Raw genomic sequence first — 10,986 nt, 5'->3', positions numbered from 1 at the left:
CGCGAGCCCGGCATGAGCCGGACGAGAGGCCCTAGCCCAGCGCGGACTTCACCACGTCGGCCAGCCGCCCGGCGACCGCCCGCGCCTGCTCGATGTCGGCCGCCTCGACCATGACCCGCACCAGCGGTTCCGTACCCGACTGGCGCAGCAGCACGCGTCCGGTGGAGCCCAGTTCGCGCTCGGCCTCGATCACGGCCGCCGCGATCTCCGGGGAGGTCGCGACCCGGGACTTGTCGACGTCGCGCACGTTGATCAGCAGCTGCGGCAGCCGCTGCATGACCCCGGCCAGATCGGCGAGCGTACGGCCCGTGCCCGCGACCCGGGCCGCCAGCAGCAGGCCGGTCAGCGTGCCGTCGCCGGTCGTGGCGTGGTCCAGCACGATGACGTGGCCGGACTGCTCGCCGCCGAGCGCGTACCCCTCGGCCTTCATCGATTCCAGGACGTAGCGGTCGCCCACGGCGGTCTGGACGAGGTGGATGCCCTCCCGCTCCATCGCGATCTTGAAGCCGAGGTTGGACATGACCGTGCCGACCACGGTGTCCTTGCGCAGCTGACCGGCCTCGCGCATGGCGAGGGCGAGAACGGCCAGGATCTGGTCGCCGTCGACCTCCTCGCCGTTGGCGTCCACGGCCAGGCAGCGGTCCGCGTCGCCGTCGTGCGCGATACCGAAGTCGGCGCCGTGCTCGACGACGGCGGCCTTCAGCGGCTCCAGGTGGGTGGAGCCGCAGCCGTCGTTGATGTTCAGGCCGTTCGGGTCGGCACCGATCGTGATCACGTCGGCGCCGGCCCGCGCGAAGGCCTCGGGCGAGACCCGGGCGGCCGCGCCGTGCGCCTCGTCGAGCACGACCTTCAGCCCGTCGAGCCGGTTCGGCAGGACCGCGACGAGGTGGGCCACGTAACGGTCGAAGCCCTCCGCGTACTCGGTGACGCGTCCCACACCGGCACCGGTCGGGCGCTCCCACGGCTCGCCGGTGCGGTGCTGCTGGTAGATCGACTCGATCCGGTCCTCCAGCTCGTCGGAGAGCTTGTGACCGCCGCGGGCGATGAACTTGACACCGTTGTCCGGCATGGAGTTGTGGCTCGCGGAGAGCATCACCCCGAGGTCGGCGCCGAGTGCGCCGGTGAGGTACGCCACCGCCGGGGTGGGCAGCACGCCGACGCGCAGGACGTCCACGCCGGCACTGGCGAGACCGGCCACCACGGCGGCCTCCAGGAACTCTCCGGACGCGCGTGGGTCACGGCCCACCACGGCCGTCGGCCGGGTCCCGTCGAGCGTGCTTTCCTCGGCGAGAACATGCGCCGCCGCGACCGAGAGACCGAGCGCCAGCTCGGCCGTCAGATCCGCATTGGCGACACCGCGCACACCGTCCGTGCCGAAGAGTCGTCCCACTGGTGTCCTCCGAAGATGCTCCGAAACCGCACAACCAAATCAACCAAAGCGACACGGCGGACCATGCGCACGACACCGCGCGCCGCCCGCCGGGCAACACGGCACCACGTGACCGGCGCAGCGCCATATAAACAAGCCTATGAACGTCTTATGCCGTTATACGCCTAGGGGTGCCGATAAACGAACGCCCCGGCAGCACGAAGAGTGCCGCCGGGGCGAACGTGTAAAGCGATGAGCAGGCGGATCAGCGCTTGCTGTACTGCGGGGCCTTACGGGCCTTCTTGAGACCGGCCTTCTTGCGCTCGACCGCACGGTCGTCACGCGAGAGGAAGCCGGCCTTCTTCAGCGGGGCGCGGTTGTTGTCCACGTCCGCCTCGTTCAGCGCACGGGCCACACCGAGACGCAGGGCGCCGGCCTGACCCGAGACGCCGCCACCCGAGATGCGGGCGATGACGTCGTAGCGGTTGTCGAGTTCGAGCACCTTGAAGGGCTCGTTGACTTCCTGCTGGTGCACCTTGTTGGGGAAGTAGTCCTCAAGGGTGCGACCGTTGATCTTCCACTTGCCGGTGCCCGGAACGATCCGGACGCGGGCGATGGCGTTCTTCCGACGGCCAAGGCCGGCGGCGGGCTGCGGGTCGCCGAAGCGGGAGGCCAGCGACTCGCTGGTGTACTCGCCCTCGACGGGAACCTCGGACTCGAAGGTGGTCACCTCGGCGAAGACCTCTTCGCCCTCGGTGCCCTCGACGGGGTTCTCAACAGTGGTCTCGGCCACGATTCTCCTCAGATCTTTCTTTTGGTCTTAGGGGGAGGCCGGAACTACTGCGCGACCTGGGTGATCTCGAACGGGACCGGCTGCTGAGCAGCGTGCGGGTGCTGGTCGCCCGCGTAGACCTTGAGCTTCGAGAGCATCTGACGGCCCAGGCTGTTCTTGGGGATCATGCCCTTGATGGCCTTCTCGACGGCCTTCTCGGGGCTCTTGGCCAGCAGCTCGTCGTAGCGGACGGAGCGGAGACCACCCGGGAACCCGGAGTGGCGGTACGCCATCTTCTGGGTCTTCTTGTTGCCGGAGAGGTGGACCTTCTCGGCGTTGATGATGATGACGAAGTCGCCCATGTCCATGTGGGGGGCGTAGATCGCCTTGTGCTTGCCGCGGAGGAGGTTCGCAGCCGTGGTGGCCAGACGGCCCAGGACGATGTCCTGCGCGTCGATGATGTGCCACTGGCGCGTCACATCGCCGGGCTTGGGGCTGTACGTACGCACGTCGTAGCCTTCGCTTCTTCAGTGGATGGGGTCCAGACACATGGCACCTCTGAAGCGATCATGCAGCTGGGGCCCACAATGCCGGGAACACTGCCCGTATGCGAGCCACTGGTGACTGCTCCAGAGAACCTACGTAAGGCCCTTCGCGTGAGAACGACGAAGCCAATACGTATAACAATCGTCGAGACTACCCCGCCCTGCCCCGGAGGGTCAAAACGCGCCCCACGGCCGCCCCGGAAGCCCCCCCCCCCGGCCACCTCCGGGGCTAACGGGCCCGCTCCACCCTCCGCTCGTCCCACACCGGCTCCGTCGTCTCGCGCACGACTCCGTCCGAGCCGAACACCAGATAGCGGTCGAAGGACTTGGCGAACCAGCGGTCGTGCGTGACGGCCATCACGGTTCCCTCGTACGCCTCCAGACCGTCCTGGAGCGCCTCCGCCGACTCCAGGTCCAGGTTGTCCGTCGGCTCGTCCAGCAGCAGCGCGGTCGTACCGGCCAGCTCCAGGAGCAGGATCTGGAACCGCGCCTGCTGCCCGCCGGACAGCTTCTCGAAGGACTGGTCCCCCTGCCGCTCCAGCTCGTAGCGGCGCAGCACGGACATCGCCCCGCCGCGGTCCTTGGCGTGCTCGGTCCACAGGATCTCGACGAGCGTCTTGCCCAGCAGCTCCGGGTGGGCGTGGGTCTGCGCGAAATGCCCCGGCACGACCCGCGCCCCGAGCTTCCACGTCCCGGTGTGCGCGACCTGCTCGCCCGCGAGGAGCCGCAGGAAGTGCGACTTCCCCGAGCCGTTCGAGCCGAGGACCGCGACCCGTTCGCCGTAGAAGATCTCCAGGTCGAACGGCTTCATCAGACCGGTCAGCTCAAGGTTCTCGCAGGTCACCGCCCGCACCCCGGTCCGGCCGCCGCGCAGCCGCATCTTGATGTCCTGCTCGCGCGGCGGCTCCGGCGGCGGGCCCGCGTCCTCGAACTTCTTGAAGCGGGTCTGCATCGCCCGGTAGCGGGACGCCATGTCGGGGCTGATCGCCGCCTGCTGCCGCAGCCGGTGCACCAGCGCCTTCAGCCGGGCATGCTCCTCCTCCCAGCGCCGCAGCAGCTCCTCGAACCGGGCGAACCGGTCCTTGCGCGCCTGGTGGTACGTGTCGAAGCCGGCGCCGTGCACCCATACGTCGCTGCCCGCCGGGCTCGGCTCCACGCTGACGATCTTCTCGGCGGCCCGGGACAGCAGCTCGCGGTCGTGGGAGACGAACAGGACCGTCTTGCGGGTCTCCTTGAGCTTCTCCTCCAGCCACCGCTTGCCGGGCACGTCGAGGTAGTTGTCCGGCTCGTCGAGCAGCAGCACCTCGTCGGGGCCGCGCAGCAGCGCCTCCAGCACCAGCCGCTTCTGCTCGCCGCCGGAGAGCGTGCGCACCTCGCGCCACTGCGCCTTCTCGTACGGGACGCCGAGCGCGGCCGTGGTGCACATGTCCCACACCGTCTCGGCCTCGTAGCCCCGGGCCTCCGCCCAGTCGCTCAGGGCCTGCGCGTACGTCATCTGCGCGGCCTCGTCGTCGACCGCGAGGATCAGCTCCTCCGCCCGGTCGACCGCGCGGGCCGCCTCCCGGATGCGCGGCTGGGAGACCGAGACCAGCAGGTCGCGCACCGTGCGTTCGTCCCGCACGGAGCCCACGAACTGCTGCATCACCCCGAGCCCGCCGCTCACCGAGACGGAGCCGCCGTGCGGCTGGAGGTCCCCGGCGAGCAGCCTGAGCAAGGTCGTCTTACCGGCCCCGTTGGCCCCCACGAGGGCGACCACGGCCCCGTCCGCCACCCGGAACGAGGCATCGCCGAGCAGCACCCGCCCGTCCGGTAGGTAGTACTCCAGATGGCCCGCTTCAAGATGTCCCATGACAGCATTGTCACGGCCCGCGAAGCCCTGGCCCAACCGGTTTATGTCTCCTCTAGGATGCGCGGCATGAGCTTTGGGGATGGGGGGCCCTCCTGGGGGCCCGGGGGCGCGCAGACCCCGGACTGGGCAGCGCTGGCCGACGAGTCCGCCGCGCGCAACCGGCGCAGGAAGTGGCTGCTGATCGGCGGCGGCGCGCTCGCCACCGCGGCGATCGGCGCGATCGTGGCCACGGCGGTCATCTCGACCAACAAACACGACCGCGACAACGGCAAGAACGCCGGCGAGCTGCCCGCACCGACCGATCTGCCGGACGAGACCGCCGAGCCCGAGCCGTCCTTCTCCTCGGTGGCCCCGCCGCCCCCGCCGGACCCCAAGGACTACGTCTCCGACCCGAAGAAGGACCGGGCGCCGATCACCGTCGACACGTTCTTCCCCGGCAAGAAGCTGACGATGGGCGACCGGGTCTACGTCAAGGGCGCGACGCAGCAGACGAAGAACTGCGCCGCGACCACCAAGGGCGCCCTCGGTTCGATCCTGGTGGCCAACGGCTGCGACCAGGTCGTCCGGGCCACGTACAGCAAGGACGGCGTCGCCGTCACCATCGGCGTCGCGGTGTTCCGGACGGAGGCGCGGGCCAAGAAGGCGGCCCGGCAGTCCAGCGGCAGCATCGCCACACTGAGCGGCGCGGGCGTGCCGGCCTTCTGTCCCCCCGGCTCGGTCTGCCGCCGCACCTCCAACTCCTACGGCCGCTACGCCTACTTCGCCATCAGCGGGTTCACCAACGGCAAGAGCGTCACCGGCGCCGACAAGAACGTCTACGCCACCGGCAACGACCTGACGGACTTCACGTTCCGTCAGATCCGTCGCCGAGGCGAGCTCCAGGCCTCGGCCGCCGCCACCGCGCAGTCCGGCTGACGGGACGCGCCCGGCGCCGCCCCGGCGGACGGACCACCGGCCGGACGCCCCGTCACCGCGCTCAGCAGCAGCCCCCGCCGCCGCCCTCCGCTCCGGGCAGCGTGCGCACATTGCGCGCCTCCCGGGCGCGGGCGGCCAGCAACTCCTCGGCGGGGTAGGCCACTTCCTCCAGCGTCAGTCCGTGCGGCCGCACCACGTGCACCCCGGGGTCCCGGACCCGGGCCGCGAGCACCTGGGCCGGCCACTCGGCCGGCCGACGCCCGTCCCCGACGAAGAGCGCGGCGCCGATCAGCGCGCGGACCATGTTGTGGCAGAAGGCGTCCGCCTGCACGGTCGCCGTGAGAATCCCGGTCGCCCCGTCCCGCACCCAGCCCAGCTTCTGCAGCGTACGGATGGTCGTCGCGCCCTCGCGCTTCTTGCAGTACGCCGCGAAGTCGTGCTCCCCGACCATCCGGGCGGCCGCCTCGTTCATGGCGTCCAGGTCCAACGGCCGGTCGTGCCACAGCACATGACCGCGCACCAGCGGATCCACCCCGCCGGGGCGGTCGGCGACGCGGTAGGCGTAACGGCGCCACAGCGCGGAGAACCGCGCGTTGAAACCGGCGGGCGCCGGAGCGATCCGCCAGATCCGTACATCGGGCGCCATCCGCCCGGCCATCCGCCGCAGCAGCTTGTCCCCGTGCTCCGCCCACACCTCGTCCGGCAGGTCCACATGCGCGACCTGGCCCCGCGCGTGCACCCCGGCATCGGTCCGCCCGGCCACCGTCAGGTCGTACGTCCGCGAGGACCGTGTCACGGTCCGCAGCGCGTCCTCGATCTCCCCCTGCACGGTCCGCCGGGAGGTCTGCTTCGCCCAGCCCGAGAAGTCCTTGCCGTCGTACGCCAGGTCCAGCCGCACCCGTACGAAGCCGGGCTCCACGTCGTCACTCACCCAAGGATCCTTTTCCGCAGCTGCTCGCAGGTACATACGGAACGGGCCCGCACCGCCCCGAAGGGTGGTGCGGGCCCGTCCAGTGGTCTCAGAACGCTCAGGCGTCCTTGGACTCGGCGTCGTCGGCCGGCTTGGCGTCCTCGACGGTCTCGGCCGGAGCCTCGTCCTTCTTGAGGGCGTCTTCCTTGACCGCGCGCTTCGTGGCGGCCTCGGCCTCACCGGTGGCCTGCTGGGCCACGGTCAGCGCCTCGACCAGCTCGATGACCGCCATCGGGGCGTTGTCGCCACGACGGTTGCCGATCTTGGTGATGCGGGTGTAGCCACCGGGGCGGTTCTCGTACCGCGGGGCGATCTCGGTGAAGAGCGTGTGCACGACGCCCTTGTCCGTGATCGACTGCAGCACCAGGCGACGGTTGTGGATGTCGCCCTTCTTCGCCTTGGTGATGAAACGCTCGGCGACCGGACGCAGGCGACGGGCCTTGGCCTCGGTCGTGGTGATGCGGCCGTGCTCGAACAGCGACTTCGCGAGGTTGTTGAGAAGAAGCTTCTCGTGCGCAGCGCTGCCGCCCAGACGGGCGCCCTTGGCGGGCTTCGGCATGGTGTTTCTCCTTGTGTGCTGCACCGGCCGTATCAGGTACCGGTGTCAGTTCCCGTGCGACGGTCGCCGCACGGAAGTTCAAGAGCCGACGGGCGACACCGCGCCCGTCCGGCGGTCGAGGCCGTGGCCTCACCCCGGTCCGGGGCGCCCGGTGGAACCCGGGCGCCCCGGCCGGAGGCGGATCAGTACTGCTCGGTCTCCACGAAACCGGCGTCCGCGTCGTCGTCGGCGCCGAAGGCGTCGGCGGCGGCGGTCGGGTCGAAGCCGGGAGGCGAGTCCTTCAGCGCGAGGCCCATACCGGCCAGCTTCGCCTTGACCTCGTCGATCGACTTCGCACCGAAGTTGCGGATGTCGAGCAGGTCGGCCTCGGAACGGGCCACGAGCTCACCCACGGAGTGGATGCCCTCGCGCTTGAGGCAGTTGTACGAGCGGACCGTGAGCTCCAGCTCCTCGATCGGCAGCGCCAGATCGGCGGCGAGCGCGGCGTCCGTCGGGGACGGGCCCATGTCGATGCCCTCGGCGTCGATGTTGAGCTCGCGCGCCAGGCCGAACAGCTCGACCAGGGTCTTGCCGGCCGACGCCATGGCGTCACGGGGACGCATGGCCTGCTTGGTCTCGACGTCGACGATCAGCTTGTCGAAGTCGGTGCGCTGCTCGACACGGGTCGCCTCGACCTTGTACGTGACCTTGAGCACCGGCGAGTAGATGGAGTCGACCGGGATCCGGCCGATCTCCTGGCCCACCTGCTTGTTCTGGACGGCGGAGACGTAGCCGCGACCGCGCTCGACGGTCAGCTCCATCTCCAGCTTGCCCTTGCCGTTGAGCGTGGCCAGGACCAGGTCCGGGTTGTGCACCTCGACACCGGCCGGCGGCGCGATGTCGGCGGCGGTGACCAGGCCGGGACCCTGCTTGCGCAGGTACATCACGACCGGCTCGTCGTGCTCCGAGGAGACGACCAGCTGCTTGATGTTGAGGATGAGGTCGGTGACGTCCTCCTTGACGCCCGGCACGGTGGTGAACTCGTGCAGGACACCGTCGATCCGGATGCTGGTGACAGCGGCACCGGGGATCGAGGAGAGGAGCGTACGGCGAAGAGAGTTGCCGAGGGTGTAACCGAAGCCCGGCTCCAGCGGCTCGATGACGAACCGGGAGCGGAACTCGTCAACGACCTCTTCGGTCAGCGACGGACGCTGAGCGATAAGCATGTTGCGTTCCTTCAGTCGTGGGCGCCCACTATTTGACGCCCCCAGATACTGACAAGGGTACGGGCGGCACGACCCCGAAGGGGCCGTACCGCCCGGACCCACGGGCTACTGCGCGCGGCAGAGCCCGGCGGAGATCAGACGCGGCGACGCTTGGGCGGGCGGCATCCGTTGTGCGGGGTGGGGGTGACGTCCTGGATCGAACCGACCTCCAGGCCGGTGGCCTGGAGCGAACGGATCGCGGTCTCGCGGCCGGAGCCCGGACCCTTGACGAAGACGTCGACCTTGCGCATGCCGTGCTCCTGCGCGCGGCGGGCGGCCGACTCGGCGGCCATCTGCGCGGCGAAGGGGGTGGACTTGCGCGAGCCCTTGAAGCCGACGTGGCCGGCGGAGGCCCAGGAGATCACGTTGCCCGAGGGGTCCGTGATCGAGACGATGGTGTTGTTGAACGTGCTCTTGATGTGCGCGTGGCCGTGAGCGACGTTCTTCTTTTCCTTGCGACGCACCTTCTTGGCTGCGCCCTGACGACCCTTGGGGGGCATGTCTTGACTCCAGATGGAGAGGGGAGGTGATCGGTCCTACAGCGAAGACCGCTGGTTGCTGCGACTGGCCGGTGGCCCGGACACCCGCAGTGCGTCCGCTGAGGACTACTTCTTGCCCGGCTTCTTCTTGCCGGCGATCGCGCGACGCGGGCCCTTGCGGGTACGAGCGTTCGTGCTGGTGCGCTGGCCGTGGACCGGCAGGCCGCGGCGGTGACGCAGACCCTGGTAGCAGCCGATCTCGACCTTGCGGCGGATGTCGGCCTGGATCTCGCGACGGAGGTCACCCTCGGTGCGGAGGTTGGCGTCCACGTACTCGCGGATCTTGACCAGGTCCTCTTCGGCCAGGTCGCGAACGCGGGTGTTGGGGTTCACGCCCGTGGTGGCGAGAATCTCCTTGGACCGGGTGCGCCCGATACCGAAGACGTAGGTGAGGGCAACCTCCACGCGCTTTTCGCGCGGGATGTCAACACCTGAAACGCGTGCCATTCAATGGCTCCAGTTGTTCATTCGGGGGTCTTCCGCAGTGCCGCTCCCGACCGCCGACCTCTCGTGGCGAGAGGTGGTACGTCCGGGTCCCCGGCCCCCACCGGAGGTGTCGTCAGCCGAAGCTTGGACGGACTCTGCGTATGTACGTTTTACGTGCGTCGCGCGAAGTACTGCGAGATGCAGGGGGTCGTGCGTCAGCCCTGGCGCTGCTTGTGGCGCAGGTTGTCGCAGATGACCATGACCCGACCGTGACGGCGGATCACCTTGCACTTGTCGCAGATCTTCTTGACGCTCGGCTTGACCTTCATGGGATGTCAGGTTCTCCGGGTCAGTGCCGTCACCGCGCGGAAGCGAGGTGGAGGCAAGATCTACTTGTAGCGGTAGACGATCCGGCCACGCGTCAGGTCGTACGGAGAGAGCTCCACGACGACCCGGTCATCCGGAAGGATTCGGATGTAGTGCATCCGCATCTTGCCGCTGATGTGCGCGAGGACCTTGTGACCGTTCTGGAGTTCCACCTTGAACATGGCGTTCGGGAGGGACTCGATCACGGTGCCCTCAATTTCGATGGCACCTTGCTTCTTGGCCACGCTTCGCCTTTCGAATCGGCTACCTTGATCGACTCTCGGCAACGTATGCGGACACACGGATGCACGACAGCCGACGAGTCAGTCTACGTCAGCGGACCCCAAAAGACGAATCCGTCAAGTTTGCCCACCGCGGGAGATCCTTAGTCCTCCACCGGCGGTCCACGTCACCCCAGCGGGTCCGGCGCCGCCTCGATGCCGTACTGCGCCAGCTTCGCCCGGCCGCAGTCGGGGGCGGTCAGCACCAGCGGGCCCTGCTCGGTCAGCGCGATCGAGTGCTCCCAGTGCGAGGACCAGGTGCCGTCCGTCGTGATGACGGTCCAGTCGTCCTGGAGCACCTCGGTCCGCGCCGTACCGAGCGAGACCATCGGCTCGATGGCCAGGCAGACGCCGGGGACGAGCTTGATGCCCTTGCCGCGCTTGCGGGCCACGTAGTTCAGCAGGTGCGGGTCCATGTGCATCTCGGTGCCGATGCCGTGGCCGCCGTAGTCCTCGATGATCCCGTACTTGCCGGTGGCCGGGCGGGGCTGGCGGCGGATGTAGGACTCGATCGCCCGCGAGATGTCGACGAGGCGGTTGTTCACCTTCATCGCGGCGATACCGGCCCACATGGACTCCTCGGTCACCCGGGAGAGCTCCACCAGCTCCGGAGCGTGACCGGTGCCCACGAAGGCGGTGTACGCGGCGTCGCCGTGCCAGCCGTCGACGATCGCGCCGGCGTCGATGGAGATGATGTCGCCGTCCTTGAGGACGGTCTTGTCGTCCGGGATGCCGTGCACGACGACCTCGTTGACCGAGGTGCAGATGGTCGCGGGGAACCCGCCGTACCCGAGGAAGTTCGACTTCGCACCGTGGTCGGCGATCACCTTGCGGGCGACCTGGTCGAGGTCCAGCGTGGTGGCGCCGGGCACCGCCGCCTCGCGGGTGGCCGCGTGAATGGCAGCGACCACCAGCCCCGCCTCGCGCATCTTCGCGATCTGCTCGGGGGTCTTGATCTGCACCATTGCGCGGCGCCTCTCTGCGTCGGACTGCATCGAACGGTGGTGTCTGCGGCGTACTCGTTCCACGATACGGCGCAAGCAGTCGGGCGCCGCCCCCCAGGGCCCCCCCGCCCGCAGCACAACTTCAGCGGGGGTGTTCGCTCACCCCAATTAGGGCGTGTGTGCCCCCAAACCCCCCACCGGACACAC

13 protein-coding genes are annotated in these 10,986 nt (G+C 69.2%); 1 reads left to right on the top strand and 12 read right to left on the bottom strand.

What is annotated here, in order from left to right; translation table 11 throughout:
- Positions 1-31: 31 nt before the first annotated feature.
- The 4 genes from glmM to ACFVFH_RS05885 form a co-directional block, all read right to left on the bottom strand.
- Positions 32-1,390 carry a phosphoglucosamine mutase gene (gene glmM / locus ACFVFH_RS05900; protein ID WP_383763938.1) on the bottom strand — a complete coding sequence of 453 codons (1,359 nt, stop codon included), beginning with the start codon at positions 1,388-1,390 and terminating at the stop codon, positions 32-34.
- A gap of 244 nt (positions 1,391-1,634) precedes the next feature.
- Positions 1,635-2,162, bottom strand: coding sequence for a 30S ribosomal protein S9 (gene rpsI / locus ACFVFH_RS05895; protein ID WP_030914197.1), 528 nt, complete (start codon positions 2,160-2,162; stop codon positions 1,635-1,637).
- Between the two features lie 44 nt (positions 2,163-2,206).
- Entirely contained in the window at positions 2,207-2,650 is a 444-nt protein-coding gene (gene rplM, locus ACFVFH_RS05890; protein WP_072486702.1) for a 50S ribosomal protein L13, read from the bottom strand.
- A gap of 265 nt (positions 2,651-2,915) precedes the next feature.
- Positions 2,916-4,535 (bottom strand): ABC-F family ATP-binding cassette domain-containing protein, encoded by a 1,620-nt coding sequence (locus ACFVFH_RS05885; protein ID WP_383763936.1) that lies wholly within the window; start codon positions 4,533-4,535, stop codon positions 2,916-2,918.
- Positions 4,536-4,601: 66 nt separating this feature from the next.
- Between ACFVFH_RS05885 and ACFVFH_RS05880 the strand changes: the two genes are divergently transcribed.
- Positions 4,602-5,450 carry a hypothetical protein gene (locus tag ACFVFH_RS05880; RefSeq protein WP_383763933.1) on the top strand — a complete coding sequence of 283 codons (849 nt, stop codon included), beginning with the start codon at positions 4,602-4,604 and terminating at the stop codon, positions 5,448-5,450.
- Positions 5,451-5,511: 61 nt separating this feature from the next.
- Here ACFVFH_RS05880 and truA read toward each other — a convergent pair whose 3' ends face one another.
- The 8 genes from truA to map form a co-directional block, all read right to left on the bottom strand.
- Positions 5,512-6,381 (bottom strand): tRNA pseudouridine(38-40) synthase TruA, encoded by an 870-nt coding sequence (gene truA / locus ACFVFH_RS05875; protein WP_383763930.1) that lies wholly within the window; start codon positions 6,379-6,381, stop codon positions 5,512-5,514.
- Positions 6,382-6,478: 97 nt separating this feature from the next.
- Positions 6,479-6,979: a 50S ribosomal protein L17 gene (gene rplQ / locus ACFVFH_RS05870; protein ID WP_383763928.1), complete on the bottom strand. Its 501-nt coding sequence runs from the start codon at positions 6,977-6,979 to the stop codon at positions 6,479-6,481.
- A 182-nt stretch (positions 6,980-7,161) separates the two neighbouring features.
- The gene (locus ACFVFH_RS05865; RefSeq protein WP_003966937.1) at positions 7,162-8,184 is read right to left on the bottom strand and encodes a DNA-directed RNA polymerase subunit alpha; all 1,023 of its coding nucleotides are present in this window, start codon (positions 8,182-8,184) and stop codon (positions 7,162-7,164) included.
- Positions 8,185-8,318: 134 nt separating this feature from the next.
- Positions 8,319-8,723, bottom strand: a complete 405-nt coding sequence (gene rpsK / locus ACFVFH_RS05860) for a 30S ribosomal protein S11 (protein ID WP_003956432.1) — start codon at positions 8,721-8,723, stop codon at positions 8,319-8,321.
- Positions 8,724-8,828: 105 nt separating this feature from the next.
- Complete coding sequence (gene rpsM / locus ACFVFH_RS05855) at positions 8,829-9,209, bottom strand: 30S ribosomal protein S13 (RefSeq protein ID WP_018519286.1); 381 nt, start codon at positions 9,207-9,209, stop codon at positions 8,829-8,831.
- 194 nt (positions 9,210-9,403) lie between these two features.
- On the bottom strand, positions 9,404-9,517 hold the full coding sequence (gene rpmJ / locus ACFVFH_RS05850; RefSeq protein WP_003956441.1) for a 50S ribosomal protein L36: 114 nt from the start codon (positions 9,515-9,517) through the stop codon (positions 9,404-9,406).
- A 60-nt stretch (positions 9,518-9,577) separates the two neighbouring features.
- Complete coding sequence (gene infA, locus ACFVFH_RS05845) at positions 9,578-9,799, bottom strand: translation initiation factor IF-1 (protein ID WP_003956442.1); 222 nt, start codon at positions 9,797-9,799, stop codon at positions 9,578-9,580.
- A gap of 164 nt (positions 9,800-9,963) precedes the next feature.
- Positions 9,964-10,800 (bottom strand): type I methionyl aminopeptidase, encoded by an 837-nt coding sequence (gene map / locus ACFVFH_RS05840; protein WP_383763925.1) that lies wholly within the window; start codon positions 10,798-10,800, stop codon positions 9,964-9,966.
- Positions 10,801-10,986: the final 186 nt, after the last annotated feature.

The sequence above is a fragment of the Streptomyces sp. NPDC057697 genome (assembly GCF_042799335.1).
Lineage (GTDB): Bacteria > Actinomycetota > Actinomycetes > Streptomycetales > Streptomycetaceae > Streptomyces.
The sequence above is the reverse complement of the archived record's forward strand: the minus strand, read 5'-3'. Positions and strand labels throughout refer to the sequence as shown.